This window comes from Pseudomonas sp. GW823-FHT05G12 (assembly GCF_058795575.1).
Genome location: NZ_CM179501.1, coordinates 3872091 through 3889757, shown reverse-complemented (window position 1 = coordinate 3889757; position 17667 = coordinate 3872091). Strand labels below are relative to the sequence as shown.

Below are 17667 nucleotides of genomic sequence, written 5' to 3'. Positions count from 1 at the left end.
GTGGGGCGTTGTGCCTGTTGGAGAACTTTTATGTTTCCTGCGATGTTGAACGTCGGCCTAGGCTTGCGTCGCGGCCTGTTGCCGGAACTGCTGGCCATGGAGGCGGGTGCAGTGGACTTTCTGGAGTGTGCGCCGGAAAACTGGATTGCCGTGGGCGGCGCCTATGGCAAGGGCTTGGCCCAGTTGGCGGAGCGCTTTGCTGTCACCTGTCATGGGTTGTCTTTATCGCTGGGTGGCAGTGCGCCGCTGGACCGCCATTTCCTCGAGCAGACCCGGCAGTTTCTCGACCGATACCAGGTGCGACTGTACAGCGAGCACCTGAGCTACTGCAGTGATGACGGGCACCTGTACGACCTGATGCCCATCCCGTTCACCGATGAAGCCGTACGCCATGTGGCCGCGCGCATACGCCAGGCTCAGGAGCAGCTGGAGCGGCGCATTGCCGTGGAGAACATCAGCTACTATGCCGCGCCGTATCAGGCGATGAGCGAGCTCGACTTCATCCAGGCGGTGCTCGAAGAAGCGGATTGTGACCTGCTGCTGGACGTCAACAATGTCTATGTCAACGCCTGCAACCATGGCTACGACGCCCAGCAATTCCTTGCAGGCTTGCCCCAGGCGCGGGTGACCGGGATGCACGTTGCCGGGCATTACGATGAAGCGCCGGACCTCAAAGTGGATACCCACGGGGCAGCCGTGAAGGAGGATGTCTGGGCGCTGTACGCCAGCGCTTGTGCGCGCTTTGGCGTACAGCCGACGGTGCTTGAACGTGATTTCAACTACCCGCCCTTGGCCGAGCTGTTGGCCGAGACGGCGCGTATGCGTGCTGTGCAATGCGCTGCCGGAGGGCAAGCAGATGAATGAGACCCTGCGTGCGCAGCAGTATGCCTTGGCCCGTCACCTGCGCGACCCACAGCGCCATGCCCCGCCGCCCGGCGTCGAGGCCCGGCGCCTGAAGGTTTACCGTGAGTTGTTCTATGGTGCCATCGAAGGCTTGCTGGCTGGCAGCTTCCCGGTGATGCGCCAGGCGTTGGGCGAGCAGCGCTGGCATGCCCGAGTACGTGATTTCTACGCCAGTTACCGTTGCCAGACGCCGTTGTTTACCGAAATTGCCGAGACGTTCGTCGACTACCTGCAACATGTGGCGCTGGACACCCCTTGGCAGCTGGAGCTGGCGCACTATGAGTGGGTCGAGGCGCAACTGTACCTGAGCGATGCCGAGGATCCGGCGCATGACCCGGGTGGTGACCTGCTGGCTGGAGAGCCGTTGTTGTCTTGTGTGGCGCGGGTCCTGGCCTATCGTTGGCCGGTGGAACGCATTGGCGTGGACTACCAGCCAACGGTTGCCCCAGCATCGCCGAGCTTGCTGCTGGTTTATCGCGATGCCCGGTTGCAGGTGCGCTTTGCCCGGTTGGCACCTATGGCATATCGGTTGCTGGTGGAGCAAGGGACTGGAAGAGAGCGGCTGCAGGCATTGGGCGGAGATATGCAGCAAGGGTTGGCATTGTTGGAAGCATTGCGCGAGCAGGGTGTCATTGTCGGAACAGTTTGAAGGCATTGGGGGGCTGCGCAGCAGCCCCCGATCCTCATTTGCCGAACCGCATGCCCAGCCAATGATCGAGGCTAAGGCGCCCGGCGCCCTTGAGCAGCAGTGGCAGCAACGCCACCAAGTAGATCAGCGGCAACTTGTAATTGCCGAAGCCCTGGTCGGTAATGGCATAGCCTTGGGCCAGCTCCGCCAGGCCCGACCAGTGCGCCGGCCAGTGCACTGCCGCTATCGCTACAACGGTCACCACCATCAAACCCAATGATGCCAACCGGGTACCCAGGCCCAGCAACAGCAGCAACGGCAGTACCAACTCGGCCCACATCGACAGCTGCCAGTTCAGCTCCGCGGGCAGCAGGTTGAAGGGGAACGGGAAGCTGGACTGCAGGTCGGCGAACCAGTTGCTGCCGTTGAATTTCTCCAGGCCGGATTCGTAAAACTCCCAGGCCAGAAATACCCGTAATGGCACGTCGGCGCTCCAGCTGCCGAGGCGGTCAACGGTGGTCAGGGTACGGGTCAAGGTCGTCATTTGCGGTGCTCTCTTCAGGCAAGGGCGCGGGTGCTGCGGCGTTGTTTACGGGCCACTTTGGCGGTTAGCTTGACGGCGATGGCGCTGAACATCAGGGCGAACGCCAGCGGGTACCAGCCCCCCATGGGAATGCGCTTGTAGAACGACAGGCAGAACACGGCAGCCAGCACCCACATGCCGCTGCTGTGCAGCGCTTGCCAGGCACGGCCGCCCAATAGCCGCATGGGGGCCTTGAACGAGGTGGCGGTGAGCAGCAGCAAGAACAGGTAGCCGACCGTGCCGGGCAGGCTGGAAGTGAGCGTGCGGCCGGCCCAGAACAGCTCGGGGAATTGCTGGGCGTAGCGATAGATCAGCACGCCATGCACGGTGTGGGAGAACGCGAATGCCAACCCCAGGTAGCGTCGCTCCTGGAGGATGCGGCGGCTTGCTGTGCCAGGCAGCAAGGTCACCAGCGACGAGGCCAGGAACGCCAGCAGGAACAGTGCGAACGAGCTGCGTGCGGTGGCACGGATGGCACTGCGCAAGCCGTCCGGGTCAGGTTGGCTGGCCAGTACTACGGCGGTCATCGCCAAGGTCAGGCCGGCGAGGGCGGCGAACAGCGTCCAGCCGGTGGGCAAGGTGAAGGCTTTCATCAGGGACTCCCGGGGTGTGGTTGTGTGACCGGGAGTGTCTCGAGGCGGGGTATCTGCAGTGTGTCAGGGGGATGCAGTTGTGTATCTGTTTGTAGAGGCGACCTCGCTTTTTACAGGAACGGCCCGATCGAGACACAAGGCCGTTCCTGCCAACGATCGCAGAAGCCGTTCAGGTGAGTTCGATCTGCGCGCACAATCCGCCCTGTTCGCGGTTGCTCAGGGTCAGCCGGCCCCCCATGGCCCGGATCAGCTGGTGGGCAATGGCCAGGCCCAAGCCGGTGCCACCCGTGCTGCGATTGCGTGAACCTTCCACCCGGTAGAACGGCTTGAGCACTTCATCCAGCTCGTCAACGGGTATCCCGGGCCCGTTGTCGAGCACGCGGATGATGGTGGTACTGCCCTCGCGAGACACTTGCAGCTCGGCAGCACCTGCAAACTTCAGGGCGTTGTCGACCAGGTTCACCAGTACCCGGCGCAGCGCATGCGGGCGGGTTTCCAGCAGGGTATCGCTGCTGCCGTGGCGTTCGACCTGGGCGCCGCTGTCCTGGTAGTCGAATACCAGGCTGTCGAGAAAGGCATCAAGGTTGACCCGGCAGGTCGCTTCGGTGCTGCTGTCCATGCTGCGGGCATACGCCACGCCTTCGCGCACCAGGTGTTCCATTTCATCCAGGTCGCTCCCGAACTTGTCCCTTTCGACCCCCTCATCCATCACTTCGACCCGCAACTTCATGCGAGTGATCGGGGTTTGCAGGTCGTGGGAAATGGCCGCCAGCAACTGCATGCGTTCCTTGAGGTGGGCAGCAATGCGCGCCTGCAGGGCGTTGAAGGCCACGGCAGCGTAACGCACCTCGCGTGGCCCGCTTTCATCCAGTTGCACGCCGGGCTGGTCCGGGTCGAGGTTGTCCACTGCCTGGGCCAGACGGGTTAGCGGGCCGATGGCCAGGCGTACCGCCAGCCAGGTACACAGCAACAGCACAGCCAGCTGAATCAGCAGTACCACGGGCAACCAACGGGCTACCGGGACCGGTGCTGGCGTCACGTCGATGGTAAGTGGCGCGCCGTCGGCCAGCTTCAGGTGCGCCTGGAAGTGCGCATTGGGCCCCGGGATTTCCAGGAAGGTCAGGCGGTAGTCGCTGCCAATGGCCTTGACGATCGACGCGGCGGCCATCGGTGGGTCACTGCTGGGCATCGCTTCGCCTGCCAGGCCCTGGTCGAGGCGATAGCGGTAGGTGCGCCGTTCCAGGCGTGGCAGCCAGGCGGCACGCTCGGCTGCGGGCAGGCGGTCAAGGATGGCAACCGAAGTCGCCACGTCCTGTTCGAGGTTACTGAGCATCATCGAGCGGCTGCTGATATAGCGCTCGTAGGCCTGCAGGCCGAACGACAGACCATAAGCCAATACCAGGCCGGTGAAGAAGATCAGCGCCAGACGCGAGGCCAGGGTGCGCGGCCATTTCATGAGGGGGTCTCGAGCAATTGCACCGGCAGCGAAAACACGTAGCCCTCGCTGCGCACGGTCTTGATGCAGCTGGGCTCGCGGGCATCGTCACCCAGGCGCTGGCGCAGGCGGCTGACCAGCAAGTCGATGGAGCGGTCGAAGATGTCGGCTTCGCGGCCCTGGGTCAGGTTAAGCAGCTGTTCGCGGCTGAGCACCCGCTGCGGGTGGTCGAGGAACACCCGCAGCAGGCGGTATTCGGCGCCGCTCAGGGCCACCAGGGTTCCTTCGCTGTCGAGCAGGTGGCGCGCGGTGGTGTCCAGGCGCCATTGACCGAAACCCAGCAGGCGGCTGCTTTCACTGATGGTCAGGTTGGGGGGCAGCATGCGTGTGCGGCGCAGCACGGCGTTGATGCGGGCGAGCAGTTCGCGGGCCGAGAACGGTTTGGTCAGGTAATCGTCGGCGCCCATTTCCAGGCCGATGATGCGGTCGGTTTCGTCATTGCGGGCGGTCAGCATCAGCACCGGCGTATTGCGGTGCTTGCCGGCGCGCAGCTCGCGGCACAACAGCAGGCCGTCGTCGCCAGGCATCATGATGTCGAGCACGATCAGGTCGACGCTGTTGGCTTCGAGAAAGGCGCGCATCTGCCGGCCGTCGGCAACGATGCTGGTGCGCAGGCCGTTCTTCTTCAGGTAATTGCCGACCAGTTCGCGGATCTCGCGGTCGTCGTCGACGATCAGGATGTGATCGACGTGTTCCATGCGCTGGGTTCCTGTGCAAAGTGGGTTGGGCGCAGTGTACCGAGCGCGTTCGCCCTTGCCTGCGGGAGTTTGTATTGCAGTGTATCTGGCACGGGTAGGGATACAGCAGGAGGCACATCACAACGTTGGGCGACACATGCGGGATACCTGGCTGACGTGAAATGGCTCTCGACCGGGGAGCAACACTCCCCACCCCTAAGTGTTACCCAGGAGAGAAGCCATGAACGTCAAGACTATCGCCAGCGCCAGCCTGTTCGCCGTGCTCAGCTTCGGCGCCATCGCTGCCCAGGCCGCCACTGCCCCGATGCAGGATGGTGGGGTCATGCAGTACCGCTACGATGAGCCTCTGGATGTGAAGAGAGTGCTGTCGGTGCAGGATGATCAGCGCAATGCCTGTGGCCTGGTGAATACCCGAATGGACTACCTTGACTCCCATGGCCAGCGGCAAAGCGTGCAGTACCTCACCTATGCCACGGACGGTTGCCATGAAAACTGATCGGCGCCGGATGCTCAAGGCAGGTGGTTTTGCGCTGGCGCTGACGGGGCTTGGATTGGCGGGGCACCTGAAGGCACGCGACAGCTACGGCGCCATGCCATCGCTGGCGGGCGCCAGCCAGTGGTTGAATTCGCCGCCCCTGGATGCCCCGGGGCTCAAGGGCAAGGTGGTGCTGGTGGACTTCTGGACCTGGGACTGCATCAACTGCCGGCGCAGCCTGCCGCATGTGAATGATTGGGCGCGGCGCTATGCCGATCAAGGGCTGGTGGTGGTGGGGGTGCACACGCCCGAGTTCGACTACGAGCATGATGTGGCGACTTTGCAGGACAAGGTAGCCCGGTTGGGTATCGGGTATCCGGTGGCGGTAGATAATGACTACAAGGTGTGGAATGCCTGGGGCAACCAGTTCTGGCCGGCGCATTACTTTGTCGACCGCAAGGGGCAGGTACGCCATGTGCACTTTGGCGAGGGGGATTATGGTGGGCAGGAACAGGTGATACAGGCTTTGCTGGATGAAAAAGGGTGATTCTCCTGTACCGGCCTCTTCGCGGGCATGCCCCACAGGGAGAGTGCAATCAGTAACGTTTGCGCAGTACCTGTGGGAGCGGGCGTGCCCGCGAAGAAGCCAACACTTTTCTATCAGGTGAAACTGGCAAAGTGCGCCTGCATCCGCGCCGCATCCGCCTGCCGCCCGCTGAACAGCTCGAATGCCTTCACCGCCTGGAACACCGCCATGTTGCTGCCATCCAGCGTGCGGCAGCCCAGTGCCCGGGCCGCGCGCAGCAGTTCGGTCTCCAGCGGGAAGTAGATGATCTCTGCCACCCACAGGCGGGGATGCAGCAACTCCACCGGCAGTGGCGTGCCCGGTAGCTTGGCCATGCCCACCGGCGTGGTGTTGACCAGCCCGTCCGCTTCGGCCAAGGCTGTGGCCAGGTCGGTGCCAAGCACGGCGCGCTCCGCGCCGAAATGGGTGTTCAGGTTGTCCACCAACGCCTGCGCACGGGTCGCATCCACTTCGAACAGCACCAGCCGTTCTACCCCTTCACCCAGCAGGGCATGGGCCACGGCCGAGCCAGCGCCACCGGCACCCATCTGCACCACCTGGCGCCGTGCAACGTCGGGCAGGCCACGGCGCAAGCCTTCGGCAAAGCCCAGGCAATCGGTGTTGTGGCCGACGCGCTTGCCGTCCTTGAGCACCACGGTGTTTACCGCGCCGATACCACGGGCCTCGTCGGACAGCTCGTCGAGCAACGGCAGGATTGCCTGCTTGAACGGGTAGGTAATGTTCAGCCCGGTGAAACCGGTATGTTGCGCGGCTTCGAGCAGGCCAGGCAGGGCGCTGTCGTCCAGTTGCAGCTGGTCGGCGTCGATCAGCCGGTACAGGTAGCGCAGGGCCTGGGCGTCGCCTTCGTGTTCGTGCAGGGCCGGGGTACGTGACAGTTGGATGCCGCGGCCGATCAGGCCGGCAAGGATGGCTTGCTGGCTCATGCCGCACGCTCCTGCAACAGCTCGGCGAAGTGGCTCAGCGCCATGCGGTAGCCGTGGCTGCCCAGGCCGCAAATGACACCGACGGCGATGGACGATACGAACGACAAGTGACGGAACGGCTCGCGTTTGTGCACGTTGGACAGGTGCACCTCGATTACCGGCAGTTCGCTGGCCACCAGGGCATCGCGGATGGCGACCGAGGTGTGCGTCCAGGCGCCAGGGTTGATCACGATGCCCGCGCAGCGGCCACGGGCGGCGTGGATCCAGTCGATCAGTTCGCCTTCGTGGTTGGTCTGGCGGAATTCGATTTCCAGGCCGTGGGCCTGGGCAGTATCGGCGCATCCCTGAGCCAGGTCAGCGAGGGTTTCGTGGCCGTACTGGGCAGGCTCGCGGGTGCCCAGCATGTTCAGGTTGGGGCCGTTGAGCACGAGAATAAGGGGCTTCATGACGGGCATCGCTTTGTTGTTGTTGAATGCCCGTAGTTTTGTACTGACTGGTTAGTTCCGTCAATTGGACAAGGTCGTCGCACCGGGAAAGTGGGCGATTATCGAACTTCTTCAAGGGGATTGGCGTGAAAGGCAGCAGGAAGACATTTGTGAATGTGGGGCTGCAAGGCAGCCCCAGAACGCTTAAACGGTCCTTCGGGCTCCAGCCCGCACACCGTCCACGCCTACGTCCTCATGTAAAGAAATCCGCGACGTTTCCGGCAACGCCAACCCGCCCACCAACGCCACCAGCGCAATCACCACCAGGTAGAACGCCGGTGCCAGGCTGCTGCCGGTCTGTCCGATGAGCCAGGTTGCCACCAGCGGTGCTGTGCCGCCAAACAGCGTGTAGGCCACGTTGTAGGTAATCGCCGAAGCGGTGTAGCGGGTACGGGTAGGGAAGCTTTCCGACAGCAATGCTGCGGTAACCACGCCGCTGCACAACGCCCCCACCGCGAGCAGGATTACCCCCAGCAGCGCACCCGACATCGAGCCAGAGCTGGCCAGCCAGTACGCCGGGAACACGCAAAGCATCACCCACAGGCAGGTAAAACCGATGGTCTTGCGCCGCCCCACCCGGTCCGAAAATGCCCCGGCCAGCGGGCAGCCCACGGCAGCGAACAGCAGGGCCACGGTGGTCACCAGCAGTGACTGCGCACGGGTCAGGTTGCCGACCAGTTGCAGGTAGGTGGCGAAGTAGGTGGTGAACATGTAGAACGACAACGCGGTCAGCGAAATGAACGCCCCCAGGTTGCGAATGACCCGGCCATGGTGGCGCAGGGTTTCCTTCAGCGGTGAATGCTCGTGCTCCTTGCCCTGGGCGACGGCTTCGCGGAACGCCGGGGTTTCTTCCATGCGCCAGCGCAGGTACAGGCCGACCAGTCCCAGCGGTGCGGCAATCAGGAACGGAATGCGCCAACCCCAGGCATTCATCGCCTCGGTCGACAGGCTGGCTTCCAGGCCATAAGCGATCACTGCCGCACAGGCAAAGGCGGAAAAGGTCGACACAGGCACGAAGCTGCCATAAAAGGCACGCTTGTCGTCAGGCGCGTGCTCCATCAGGTAGGCGCAGGCCCCGGCATATTCGCCGCCGGCAGAAAAACCCTGCAGGCAGCGGGCCAGGGTCAGCAGCGCCGGGGCTGCCAGGCCGATACTGGCGTAGGTCGGCAGCAGGCCGATCAACGTGGTGGAGCCGGCCATCAGCAAGATGGTCAGCGACAGGATGCGCTTGCGTCCCAGGCGGTCGCCCAAGGCGCCGAAGACGATGCCGCCCAAAGGGCGCAGCGCAAAGGCCACGGCGAATACCGCGAAGGTTTTGAGCAAGGCCACGCTGGCGTCTTCGCTGGCGAAGAACTGGCTGGCGATCAGCGTGGCGAGAAAGCCGTACACGGCGAAGTCGAACCATTCGACGAAATTGCCGATGGCCGAAGCGGCAATTACCCTGCGCAGGGTGGCGGGGGATACCTCATGATGTGCGGACATGCGGGTGCTCTCCGGTTTCCTTTGGCAGCCATGTTGAAAGTGGCGCAGTCGGGCCGCGCCATCGTTATTGTGCTTGCCAGTAGATAGCCGAGCGCTGCAAGGCGCTTTGTCGAGGGCGACCTCGGTATACCTGATTCGACCGGTGCAGCAGGTTACAGCCGGAGTGCCCCCAATGGCCTGTCAGGCCGCACGCTCAAGCACATCCAGCAAATCGATGAACTCCAGGGCAAGTTTATGCCGCGGCGCCAAATGCACCAATGGCACCGAGGCATGGTGCGATTCACGCATCTTGATCGAACTGCTCAGGTACACCGGCAGCACCGGCATGCCTTCGTTGCGCAGCTGCTCAACCAGGGTCTGGTGCAGCGCGGTGCGGCCGGCGAACTGATTGACCACCACACCTTCCACCTGCAGCGCGGGGTTGTGGTCCTGGCGCAGTTCTTCGACCTCGGCCATGACACTGTGCAGGGCCTGGCGCGAGAAACTGTCGCAGTCGAACGGAATCAACAGACGCTCGGCCGCCACCAGCGCGCTGAAGGTGTAGAAATTCAGCGCGGGTGGGGTGTCGATGTAGATCCGCTCATAGTCCTCCTCCAGTGCCACCAGCAACTTGCGCAGCTTGTTGATCTTGAACTTGCTCTCCAGCTTGCTTTGCAGGTCGCTGAGGTCTGGGCTGGCGGTGACCAGGTGCAGGTTGTTGTAGCGGGTTTCGGTGATTGCCACGCGGTGCTTCTTGCCGGCGGCGGTAACTGGCGACAAGGTCTGGCGGAAGAAGTCGGCGATGCCGGGTGGAATGGTGTCGTTGACCAGCCCGGTGAGGTAGAAGGTGGCATTGGCCTGCGGGTCGAGGTCGACCAGCAAGGTTCGGTAGCCCTCGGCGGCGCTGGCAGCGGCGAGGTTGCAGGCGATGCTGGATTTGCCGACGCCACCTTTCTGATTGAAAACCACACGACGCATGAGACGCTCATCCATGAAGTAAAAATGTCAGGTCGGGGTCAATCCTATGACTGAAAGGCTGCAGTTTTATGACAGGAATTGTTACAAGCCACCGAATCATCGTAGCCTGTACCGGCATTTTCACGGGCAAGCCCGCCCAATGGGGACAACACAAGACGTTCAGGCAAAAGCGACCCGGTTGCGCCCCTCTTGCTTGGCCCGGTAAAGCGCCCGGTCAGCCTCGCCCAGTGCGTTCATGGGCTCACCGTGAGTCTCGCCATCCCAGTGCGTCACTCCCAGCGAAATCGTCACGGCGCCCACCGATTCCACTGGCATCTCCTGTACGGTCACACGCAACCGTTCGGCCACCGCGGCCGCCACGTTCAGGGTGGCCCCAGGCAGCAAAATCAGGAACTCCTCGCCACCGGTGCGACACAACAGGTCGCCCTCGCGGCAACAACGGCGCATGAGCTCCGCCAGCTGGCGCAGCACCTGGTCGCCCACGTCGTGTCCATGGCTGTCATTTATCCGCTTGAAGTGGTCGATATCCAGCGCAATGGCTGCAAACTCCCGGTTTTCAGCCTCCAGTAACGACAGGCTGATTTCCAGGCTGCGGCGGTTGCCCAGGCCGGTCAGCGGATCGGTCTGGGCGTCCCGATTGAGCCGGCCGATACGCTCTTGCAGCAAGTTCAGGCTGAACAGCAACGCGCGCTTGAGCTCGGCCGCCTCGAAGTACCAGGCCCGCACCTGATGCAAATGCTCGGCGGTACCGGCGCGGTCCATCGTGCGGGCACCGGCGGCGAGTTTCCACAGCGGGCGGGCGATGGTACGGGCCAGCCACCACAGCAGCAGGCTGCCAACCAGCGCCAAGGGCGCCGAACTGGCGATCACGTTCAGCACCAGGTGGTGCAACGGCGCCACCGTCTGCACCAAGGGCTGCTGCGCTACCACGCCCCAGCCGGCGCTGGGCACAGTGGCGAAGCCAGCGAGCATTTCCACGCCCAGGCTATTGGTCAGCTGCCGGGTACCACTGTCCAGTTTCGCCATCTGGTCGATCAGCGCATTGCCCTCCACCACCGTGCCTACCCGCTCGCTATGGGGGTGGTACAGCAGGCGTCGGTTGCGGTCGACCACATACAGGTACGAACCGTCCTTGTAGAAATGCTCGCCCAGCAGGCTGTTGAGGATGTTGCGTTCACGCAGGTACAGGCTGCCACCGACATACCCCAGGTAGCGGCCGTTGCGATCGAAAATGGGTTGCGACAGCGCGACCACCAGGTTGTCGGCCGCCGACAGGTAGGGCGTGGAAACCAGTGGACGGCGTTCGTGCAGGGCTTCGAGGGCGCCGGGTGACTGCACGTGGGTGCCGACCAGGTGGCGTAGCGGGGCGGGGGATACTGCCAGCAGTACACCGTTGGCATCGATCACGAAGGTGGAGTTGAAGGCCATGCTCTGGCCCAGTACGCGGTCGCTTTCCACCTGCAGCGCAGCGGCATCGCTCAACTGCCGGCTTTGTACGCTGGCGCTGAACATCAGTTGCTGCAAGGCATTGCCTATGAAGGTTTCGGTGATGCTGGCCAGCTTTGTCGCATACACCCGGTTGGCTTCCAGGGCATTGTCGATCAATAGCTGGCGCTGCACCCGGTAGCTGGCGAAATAGCTGGCGCACAGCATGACCACTGCGGTGAGGGCGCAGAGCACCAGAATGAGTGTACGTAGATCCAGGCGCAATCCATGCTTGGTGTGTGTCAATCCTGACCTCGGGTGATCGTAAAGGGCGGCTGAACGGAAGTTACCTTGGCCAGCAGCGCTCAAGAGCCTGCATTGTCCAGCGCCTCAAGTTCGTCTTCCACCCGTTGCATGCGCTGCTCGACCAAGGCCTGCACGTTCACATCGCGGGCGGTTTCGCGCATCAGGGCGGTGAGTTTTTCGCTCAAGCGTTTGCCGGCTTCGGTGTCTTCCAGGGCGCGAGCTTTGGCTGGGTCCTGGGTGGCGGCGACGATGGTGGCGAATTCGGCGTCGCTGAAGTTCTTTTCGCTGTACAGGCGGAACAGGTCCCGGCGCTGGTCCTCGACGGTGAGGTGCTTGCGCAGTACGTCCTGGATGGTCGCTTGCGACAACTGCGGATGACTGCGGCCCAGCAGCGCGGACATGCGCTCGATGTTGTGCGTGTAGGCGTCCTGCAGCGGCAGCTGGCTGAGGATCTGATCTTCACGGGAGGGTTTCTGGTCGCAGGCGGTGAGTGCAGCAGCCAGCAACAGGGGTAACAGCAACTTCGGGAGGCGAGGCATGGTGTGGCCTGGTCGGGCAGTGAAGACTGCTGATTATACCGATGTCCGCCTTGCCGCGACGAGCCCCGTGATTTGCCTTGAGCGGCACGCTGCGGTAGAACCCTACGCTCCCAACCACACTGGCAACAGCCCGATGCCGAACTGGACCCTGCAACCTGTGGCGCGTGACGCCATTGCCGAAGTGCTGGCGTTTGTCGACAGCGCTCGCCGCGCGCTTTTTCCGATGCTCGCCAACGCACCCTTGCCGCGTGACCTGGCGCATTTCGCCGACACTTACCTGGACGGCGCCGGCTGCTTTCTGGAAGCCCGTGAGGGTGGGCGGCTGGTTGCGGTGATCGGTTACTTGCCCTATGACCATCGCTTTGCCCAGCTTGATTACCGCGCAGAGCGGGTAGTCGAGGTGGTGCGGCTGTTCGTGTTGCCGGCCTACCGCAGGCATGGCCTGGCTGCTGCCTTGTTTGGTGCCTTGCGCGAACGGGCGATGCAAGCGGGCTTGGACTGCCTTTACTTGCATACTCATCCGTTTCTGCCAGGTGCCATTGCGTTCTGGGAGCGGCAAGGCTTCACGGTGGTGGATGTGGAGCAGGACCCGGTGTGGCAGACCACGCACATGCAGTTGCGATTACGCTGACCTGTGGGAACGTGCCTATTGGCGATGAAGATCGCGCCCTGGGTCACTGGGTCGAACGCACTGCGGTTGAGGAGGTTCCAGTTGCCATCCTCGGTAAAGCCCATGCTTCGCAACTGGGCGGAGCCGGCCAGGGTGTGAGCGGCCCGAATAGCCGCCTCACTGCCCGGCCTCGAGCTTTTGCAACTGTGCGGCAAAGCGGGCTTTGGCCCGCGCCGGCAAGCTGGCCGGCAATTCGGCTGCAGGCGCGTCACCGACCTGGATCACCATGACCATGCCCATGGCCACGTGTGGAATGCACTGGATACCGTAAACGCCCGGCACGCTGAAGGTGTGCTCGAACGGCTGGTTCAGCTTGCTCTTGAACGGTTCGGCACCGGTGGGTAGCAGGCCCGCCACGCTGGCGGCATTATGCCCGCTGTGGCTCGGCAGGAAGCGCACGCTGTCGCCGGGGGCAATGCGCAAGTGGTCAGGCTCGTAGACCATGGCGCCGTCGCTGCCACGGTTGAGCATTTTCACTTCATGCACTTCGGCCAGTGCGGTCGGGGCTAGCAGGGTGCTGGCGAGCAGCAGGGCGACAGGGCGCAACAGCATGGGCAGGGCTACCAGGTTCAGGGGGCGCGAAAGCGCAGGATGCGCACGCCGTCGAAAGGGTCGGTGAGGTAGTGGGCGTGGACGCCGAAGGTGCTTAGCAGGCGCTCTGGGGTAAGCACTTCGAAGGGGGTGCCGAGGGCGACGAGACGGCCCTTGTCGAGAACCGCGACACGGTCGCAGGTCAGCGCCTGGTTGAGGTCATGCAGCGCCACCAGGGTGGTAACCGGCAGCGCCTGCACTTGTTGCAGCAGGCTCAGCTGATGCTGGATGTCCAGGTGGTTGGTCGGTTCGTCCAGCAGCAGCACCTGCGGCCGTTGGGCCAGCGCGCGGGCGATGTGCACACGCTGGCGCTCGCCACCGGACAGCGACCCCCACAGGCGCGTGCGCAGGTGCAGGGCGTCGAGGTCGGCCAAGGCTTGCTCGACGATGGCGCAGTCTTGCCGGGAGAACGGTGCCAGGGCCGAGAGCCACGGCGTGCGGCCCAAGGCAACCGCGTCGAACACGCTGATCGCATCGAGTGTGTCGGCCTGTTGCTCGACCAGCGCCAGCGCCTGGGCAACACGGCGGCGGGGCATCTGTGCCAGTGGCTCACCCAGGAGCTGCACGCTGCCGCAGGCGGGTTTGCGCAGCCCTGCCAGCAACTTCAACAGCGAGGACTTACCCGAGCCGTTGGGGCCGACGATGCCCAGGGTTTCACCGGCGACAACGCGAAGGTCGATATCGCTGAGCACGGTATTTCCGGCCAGTTGCAGCCCCAGCCCATGGCAGGCCAGCGGAGGGATGCGAACAGCTGCCATGGCGGTCATGGGCGCCCCCGACGGCTGACCAGAATCAGCGCGAATACGGGGGCACCGATCAGCGCCGTAACCACGCCCACCGGGATCACCTGGCCGGTGATCAGCGTGCGCGAAAGAATGTCTGCCGCAATCAGGAACAGCGCACCGCCCAGTGCGCTGGCGGGCAACAGACGGCTGTGCCCGGGGCCGAGCAGAAGGCGCAGGGCATGGGGGATAACCAGCCCGACAAAACCGATGGCGCCGACAATGGACACCATCACAGCCGTCACCAACGCTGCGCAACTGATCAGCAGCAACTGGGTGCGCCGCACCGGGATGCCCAGCGAGGCGGCCGAATCGGCACCGAAGGTGAAGGCATCCAGCGCACGGCGATGCCACAGGCACACCAGCAAGCCGAAAACCGCCACCGGTACGGCCAGCCACACCGAAGGCCAGCGCACGCCGCTCAGGTTGCCCAGCAGCCAGAACAGGATGCCGCGCGCCTGTTCGGCGGTGGCCGACTTGGTGATCAGGAAGGCGGTCAGTGCATTGAACAGCTGCGAGCCGGCGATACCGGCAAGGATGACTGGTGCATTGTTGCTGCTCGGGCCGGCCGCGCGGGCCAGCACCAGCACCAGGGCGAATGCGGCCCCGGCACCGATGAAAGCCCCTGCGGACATGCTTAATGCCAGGCTACCCAGGCCCAACAGGCCGACGAGTACCGCGCCGGTCGAGGCGCCGGCAGACAGCCCCAGCAGGTAGGGCTCGGCCAGTGGGTTGCGCAACATCGCCTGCAGGATGACACCGCAGGTGGCCAGCCCAGCGCCGCAAGCGGCCGCGACCAGGGTGCGGGTCAGGCGGTAGTTCCAGACGATGCCGGCGTCGATCGGGTCCACCGGGTAGGCGGCTTGCCACAGGTGGTTGGCCAGCACCTGGCCGACCACGCTGGGCGACAGGTTGGTTTCGCCAATGGCGGTACCGGCCAGCAGGGCGACCAACAGGGCGGCCAGGGCAACTGCGATGCAGGGTAACAGGCGGATCATCACGGGGCTGCTTTACCGCTGGCGAAGGCCGTGGACAGCGTCTGCACGCCGCGGAACAGGCGAATGCCGGCCTGCATGGCGTCGGCGTCCAGGATAATGATGCGGTCGTGCTTTACCGCGTCCATGTTGCGGGTTACCGGGTCACTGCGCAGGAATTCGAGCTTTTTCTGGTAGTCGTCGGCGGGGAAACGGCGGCGGTCCATGCGCGCGATGATCAGCCAGGTCGGATTGGCCTTGGCCAGGGTTTCCCAGCCTACGCTTGGCCATTCTTCGCTGGACTCGACCACGTTGCGCACACCGAGGGTGCGCAGCATGAAGTCGGCGACACCCTGGCGGCCGGCCACATAGGGGTCGATGTCCAGGTCGGCGCTGGAGAACCAGAACAGCGCCGAAGTTGCCGACAGGTCCTTGCCGGCCAGTTGTGCCCTGGCGCTGTCGAGGCGCCCTTGCAACTCGGCGTTCAGTGCCGCGCCGCGGTCCTGAACGTCGAAGATCTCGGCCAGTTCGCTGACGCTCTTGTAGATGCTGTCTACCTGGAACGCTTGCAGGCGGGTGCCGTCTGCACCGACCAGGTTGTCCTTGCCCTCGCAGTCCGATGGCAGCACGTAGGTGGGGATCTTCAGCTCATCGAACTGCTCGCGGGTGGCGACCACGCCCTGGGCACCGACCATCCATTCAAACTGCGCCGCGACCAGCTGCGGGCGCTTGCCGACCACCGCCTCGAAGCTGGGGTCGTTGTCGGCCAGGCGCGGCACCTTGGCGTTCACCGCCTGGTATTCCGGCAATACGTTGTTGAACCACAGCGAGGTGCCCGCCAGCTTGTCACCCAGCCCCAGGGCATAGAGCAGCTCGGTACCGGCCTGGCCGATGGTGACGGCGCGCTGCGGCGCCTGGGCAAAAACCTGCGGCTTGCCGCAGTTGTCGACCGTCAGCGGATAGTGGGTGGCAGCGGCCTGGGCCAGGCCAGTGAGGCTTAGGCCCGCGAGCAGGGTGGCGAAACGGGGCAGCATGCTGGGCGATCTCCTATCGGACAGTTCTGGTGAGGAACGCACGGACAGGCATCGCCGAGCCCCAGCGGGTGGCTGGGGCAACACGGATGGCCAATCCCGGACACCCCGCCGGTTGGTGAATGTAGGCCGGCAGGTCTCCTGACTGGTGCGTCACGGCCCGGCTCCGGCCTTCCCGGGCGGCAGGCCCAGTGGCATCGATGGAGCAGGCTCGGCACCTACAGTTGCGGGGGCAGTTCCGATTGGCCTGTATTGGCAGGCCTGGGATTCCCTGTTAGTTCCGTGGTGGAAACCGGCGGCCCGCATGGTAGACCATCGCGCCGCCAGGTGAAAACGCTTTTCAGAAGTACTTCAGCCAACGGATGTCGCGGCGACGCTGCTTCAGGCGGGCGAACCCGCGCACCGGCAGGTACAGCGCAACCGCCAGCAGCACCGCGCCCAGCCACACCGCTGCAATACCGTCGAAACCGAAGTAGTCGCCATGGTTGAGCCCGAACAGCGCCACGCAGGCCAGGTACAGCAGCTTCAGCACATACAGGTGCAGCAGATAGAAGAACATCGGTGCCGCACCGAACACCGCCAGGGCAGTGATCCAGCGCGCCTGGCCGGCCCGTTCGAACGCGCGCAACAACAACAGGCCGCAGCCCAGGGTCAGGGTCAGGAACAGCAGCGACGGTGGGTATTTGGTGATGTTGAAGAAGCTCATCAGGGTTTGCATGAAGGTTGGGTAACCGCTCCACGGTGCCTCACCGTAACCGTTGAACATGCGCAGCAGGACAAAGCCAAGCAGCGCGAGCAAACCCGCCACCAGCAGGTGTTGCTGGCGTTGGCCGGCATCGCTGCCGCGGGCGAACCAGGGGCCAAGGCCGTAGCCCAGGGCGATGACGCCGATCCACGGCAGCACCGGGTAAGACGTGCGCAGGTGCAGGTCTTCGGAAAACGCCAGCCAGCCGCGATCATGCAGGATTGCCCACGGCACATGCAGGGCTGAATCCACGCCAAAGTGCAGGCCGTCGAGCAGGTTGTGGCCGGCGACGATGCTGGCGCCCAGGGCGAGCAGTGCGGCGCGCGGCAGCCACACCAGCAGCGACAGGGCGATCATGCTGACGCCGATGGCCCAGATCACTTGCAGGTAGATCACGCTGGGGGGCAACTGGAAGGTCCAGGCGAAGTTGACCAGGGTGAACTCCAGCACCACCAGGAACAGCCCCCGTTTGAACAGGAACGCCGAGACGTCGCCACGGCCCTGATGCTTCTCGCCATACAGCCAGGCCGACAGGCCGGTCAGCAGGACGAACACAGGCGCACACAGGTGGGCGAGGGTGCGGCTGAAGAAAAGCGCCGGTTCCGTGGTGTCGATGGCCATGGGGTCGCCGACCTGGCGGTGCAGGAGGAAAGTCTCGCGGACATGGTCCAGGAGCATGAACAGGATCACCAGGCCGCGCAGGGCATCGATGCTCTGCAGGCGCTGGGTGATCAGAGTGGGCGTGGCGATGGCGCTTGTCATGGGTGGACGCTAATAGTAATGAATTTCATATAGA

At 63.9% G+C, this 17667-nt stretch carries 20 protein-coding genes and 1 riboswitch; of the genes, 5 read left to right on the top strand and 15 right to left on the bottom strand.

All coding sequences use genetic code 11. The features are described 5' to 3' along the window. Positions 1-30 precede the first annotated feature (30 nt). Both AC3RCM_RS17820 and AC3RCM_RS17815 read left to right on the top strand, forming a co-directional pair. Entirely contained in the window at positions 31-864 is an 834-nt protein-coding gene (locus AC3RCM_RS17820) for an HvfB family MNIO-type RiPP peptide maturase (RefSeq protein WP_064492430.1), read from the top strand. Continuing rightward, positions 857-1552 (top strand): HvfC family RiPP maturation protein, encoded by a 696-nt coding sequence (locus tag AC3RCM_RS17815; RefSeq protein WP_190869109.1) that lies wholly within the window; start codon positions 857-859, stop codon positions 1550-1552. Before AC3RCM_RS17820 ends, AC3RCM_RS17815 begins: the two co-directional genes overlap by 8 nt. Before the next feature lie 34 nt (positions 1553-1586). Here AC3RCM_RS17815 and AC3RCM_RS17810 read toward each other — a convergent pair whose 3' ends face one another. From AC3RCM_RS17810 to AC3RCM_RS17795, 4 genes are all read right to left on the bottom strand, one after another. Beyond that, the gene (locus tag AC3RCM_RS17810) at positions 1587-2075 is read right to left on the bottom strand and encodes an HvfX family Cu-binding RiPP maturation protein (protein WP_492629041.1); all 489 of its coding nucleotides are present in this window, start codon (positions 2073-2075) and stop codon (positions 1587-1589) included. Positions 2076-2089: 14 nt separating this feature from the next. After that, on the bottom strand, positions 2090-2707 hold the full coding sequence (locus tag AC3RCM_RS17805) for a ferric reductase-like transmembrane domain-containing protein (protein ID WP_020192806.1): 618 nt from the start codon (positions 2705-2707) through the stop codon (positions 2090-2092). Between the two features lie 169 nt (positions 2708-2876). Continuing rightward, a complete protein-coding gene (locus tag AC3RCM_RS17800) occupies positions 2877-4163 on the bottom strand; it encodes a sensor histidine kinase (protein ID WP_010953357.1) in 1287 nt (428 codons plus the stop codon). Continuing rightward, on the bottom strand, positions 4160-4900 hold the full coding sequence (locus AC3RCM_RS17795; RefSeq protein WP_014591607.1) for a response regulator: 741 nt from the start codon (positions 4898-4900) through the stop codon (positions 4160-4162). The genes AC3RCM_RS17800 and AC3RCM_RS17795 overlap by 4 nt, the downstream gene beginning before the upstream one ends. 220 nt (positions 4901-5120) lie before the next feature. Between AC3RCM_RS17795 and AC3RCM_RS17790 the strand changes: the two genes are divergently transcribed. Together AC3RCM_RS17790 and AC3RCM_RS17785 are read left to right on the top strand one after the other, a co-directional pair. After that, the gene (locus AC3RCM_RS17790) at positions 5121-5396 is read left to right on the top strand and encodes a DUF2790 domain-containing protein (protein ID WP_064492435.1); all 276 of its coding nucleotides are present in this window, start codon (positions 5121-5123) and stop codon (positions 5394-5396) included. Positions 5397-5406: 10 nt separating this feature from the next. Continuing rightward, the gene (locus AC3RCM_RS17785; protein WP_064492436.1) at positions 5407-5922 is read left to right on the top strand and encodes a thioredoxin family protein; all 516 of its coding nucleotides are present in this window, start codon (positions 5407-5409) and stop codon (positions 5920-5922) included. Positions 5923-6035: 113 nt separating this feature from the next. Here AC3RCM_RS17785 and AC3RCM_RS17780 read toward each other — a convergent pair whose 3' ends face one another. From AC3RCM_RS17780 to AC3RCM_RS17755, 6 genes are all read right to left on the bottom strand, one after another. After that, positions 6036-6884, bottom strand: a complete 849-nt coding sequence (locus AC3RCM_RS17780) for a shikimate dehydrogenase (protein WP_010953360.1) — start codon at positions 6882-6884, stop codon at positions 6036-6038. After that, the gene (gene aroQ, locus AC3RCM_RS17775; protein ID WP_014591603.1) at positions 6881-7330 is read right to left on the bottom strand and encodes a type II 3-dehydroquinate dehydratase; all 450 of its coding nucleotides are present in this window, start codon (positions 7328-7330) and stop codon (positions 6881-6883) included. Before aroQ ends, AC3RCM_RS17780 begins: the two co-directional genes overlap by 4 nt. 183 nt (positions 7331-7513) lie before the next feature. Further along, positions 7514-8851, bottom strand: a complete 1338-nt coding sequence (locus AC3RCM_RS17770; RefSeq protein ID WP_064492437.1) for an MFS transporter — start codon at positions 8849-8851, stop codon at positions 7514-7516. 180 nt (positions 8852-9031) lie between these two features. Then, positions 9032-9808 carry a ParA family protein gene (locus AC3RCM_RS17765; protein WP_104962090.1) on the bottom strand — a complete coding sequence of 259 codons (777 nt, stop codon included), beginning with the start codon at positions 9806-9808 and terminating at the stop codon, positions 9032-9034. A 159-nt stretch (positions 9809-9967) separates the two neighbouring features. Continuing rightward, positions 9968-11539, bottom strand: a complete 1572-nt coding sequence (locus AC3RCM_RS17760; protein ID WP_064492439.1) for a sensor domain-containing diguanylate cyclase — start codon at positions 11537-11539, stop codon at positions 9968-9970. Between the two features lie 59 nt (positions 11540-11598). Beyond that, on the bottom strand, positions 11599-12078 hold the full coding sequence (locus AC3RCM_RS17755; RefSeq protein WP_064492440.1) for an FHA domain-containing protein: 480 nt from the start codon (positions 12076-12078) through the stop codon (positions 11599-11601). A gap of 133 nt (positions 12079-12211) precedes the next feature. On the opposite strand from AC3RCM_RS17755, the gene AC3RCM_RS17750 reads away from it, so the two are divergent. Beyond that, positions 12212-12709, top strand: coding sequence for a GNAT family N-acetyltransferase (locus AC3RCM_RS17750; RefSeq protein WP_003250486.1), 498 nt, complete (start codon positions 12212-12214; stop codon positions 12707-12709). Positions 12710-12865: 156 nt separating this feature from the next. Here AC3RCM_RS17750 and AC3RCM_RS17745 read toward each other — a convergent pair whose 3' ends face one another. From AC3RCM_RS17745 to AC3RCM_RS17725, 5 genes are all read right to left on the bottom strand, one after another. Beyond that, positions 12866-13300 (bottom strand): pseudoazurin, encoded by a 435-nt coding sequence (locus AC3RCM_RS17745; RefSeq protein ID WP_409322068.1) that lies wholly within the window; start codon positions 13298-13300, stop codon positions 12866-12868. A gap of 17 nt (positions 13301-13317) precedes the next feature. After that, a complete protein-coding gene (locus AC3RCM_RS17740; RefSeq protein WP_104887371.1) occupies positions 13318-14106 on the bottom strand; it encodes an ABC transporter ATP-binding protein in 789 nt (262 codons plus the stop codon). Further along, positions 14103-15119, bottom strand: a complete 1017-nt coding sequence (locus tag AC3RCM_RS17735) for a FecCD family ABC transporter permease (RefSeq protein ID WP_064492443.1) — start codon at positions 15117-15119, stop codon at positions 14103-14105. The genes AC3RCM_RS17740 and AC3RCM_RS17735 overlap by 4 nt, the downstream gene beginning before the upstream one ends. Continuing rightward, positions 15119-16129: an ABC transporter substrate-binding protein gene (locus AC3RCM_RS17730; RefSeq protein ID WP_064492444.1), complete on the bottom strand. Its 1011-nt coding sequence runs from the start codon at positions 16127-16129 to the stop codon at positions 15119-15121. Before AC3RCM_RS17730 ends, AC3RCM_RS17735 begins: the two co-directional genes overlap by 1 nt. Positions 16130-16240: 111 nt before the next feature. Further along, positions 16241-16438: riboswitch (cobalamin riboswitch) on the bottom strand. A 28-nt stretch (positions 16439-16466) separates the two neighbouring features. After that, positions 16467-17633 (bottom strand): acetyltransferase domain-containing protein, encoded by a 1167-nt coding sequence (locus tag AC3RCM_RS17725; RefSeq protein ID WP_492629040.1) that lies wholly within the window; start codon positions 17631-17633, stop codon positions 16467-16469. Between the last annotated feature and the right edge of the window lie 34 nt (positions 17634-17667).

Bases quoted from the DNA above. Each gene is read 5' to 3' on its own strand.
- AC3RCM_RS17820 (WP_064492430.1), top strand. From the start codon at position 31: ATGTTTCCTGCGATGTTGAACGTCGGCCTAGGCTTGCGTCGCGGCCTG.
- AC3RCM_RS17740 (WP_104887371.1), bottom strand. From the start codon at position 14,106: ATGACCGCCATGGCAGCTGTTCGCATCCCTCCGCTGGCCTGCCATGGG.
- AC3RCM_RS17790 (WP_064492435.1), top strand. From the start codon at position 5,121: ATGAACGTCAAGACTATCGCCAGCGCCAGCCTGTTCGCCGTGCTCAGC.
- AC3RCM_RS17725 (WP_492629040.1), bottom strand. From the start codon at position 17,633: ATGACAAGCGCCATCGCCACGCCCACTCTGATCACCCAGCGCCTGCAG.
- AC3RCM_RS17765 (WP_104962090.1), bottom strand. From the start codon at position 9,808: ATGCGTCGTGTGGTTTTCAATCAGAAAGGTGGCGTCGGCAAATCCAGC.
- AC3RCM_RS17755 (WP_064492440.1), bottom strand. From the start codon at position 12,078: ATGCCTCGCCTCCCGAAGTTGCTGTTACCCCTGTTGCTGGCTGCTGCA.
- AC3RCM_RS17795 (WP_014591607.1), bottom strand. From the start codon at position 4,900: ATGGAACACGTCGATCACATCCTGATCGTCGACGACGACCGCGAGATC.
- AC3RCM_RS17735 (WP_064492443.1), bottom strand. From the start codon at position 15,119: ATGATCCGCCTGTTACCCTGCATCGCAGTTGCCCTGGCCGCCCTGTTG.
- AC3RCM_RS17785 (WP_064492436.1), top strand. From the start codon at position 5,407: ATGCTCAAGGCAGGTGGTTTTGCGCTGGCGCTGACGGGGCTTGGATTG.
- AC3RCM_RS17810 (WP_492629041.1), bottom strand. From the start codon at position 2,075: ATGACGACCTTGACCCGTACCCTGACCACCGTTGACCGCCTCGGCAGC.
- AC3RCM_RS17815 (WP_190869109.1), top strand. From the start codon at position 857: ATGAATGAGACCCTGCGTGCGCAGCAGTATGCCTTGGCCCGTCACCTG.
- aroQ (WP_014591603.1), bottom strand. From the start codon at position 7,330: ATGAAGCCCCTTATTCTCGTGCTCAACGGCCCCAACCTGAACATGCTG.
- AC3RCM_RS17745 (WP_409322068.1), bottom strand. From the start codon at position 13,300: ATGCTGTTGCGCCCTGTCGCCCTGCTGCTCGCCAGCACCCTGCTAGCC.
- AC3RCM_RS17800 (WP_010953357.1), bottom strand. From the start codon at position 4,163: ATGAAATGGCCGCGCACCCTGGCCTCGCGTCTGGCGCTGATCTTCTTC.
- AC3RCM_RS17730 (WP_064492444.1), bottom strand. From the start codon at position 16,129: ATGCTGCCCCGTTTCGCCACCCTGCTCGCGGGCCTAAGCCTCACTGGC.
- AC3RCM_RS17770 (WP_064492437.1), bottom strand. From the start codon at position 8,851: ATGTCCGCACATCATGAGGTATCCCCCGCCACCCTGCGCAGGGTAATT.
- AC3RCM_RS17750 (WP_003250486.1), top strand. From the start codon at position 12,212: ATGCCGAACTGGACCCTGCAACCTGTGGCGCGTGACGCCATTGCCGAA.
- AC3RCM_RS17805 (WP_020192806.1), bottom strand. From the start codon at position 2,707: ATGAAAGCCTTCACCTTGCCCACCGGCTGGACGCTGTTCGCCGCCCTC.
- AC3RCM_RS17780 (WP_010953360.1), bottom strand. From the start codon at position 6,884: ATGAGCCAGCAAGCCATCCTTGCCGGCCTGATCGGCCGCGGCATCCAA.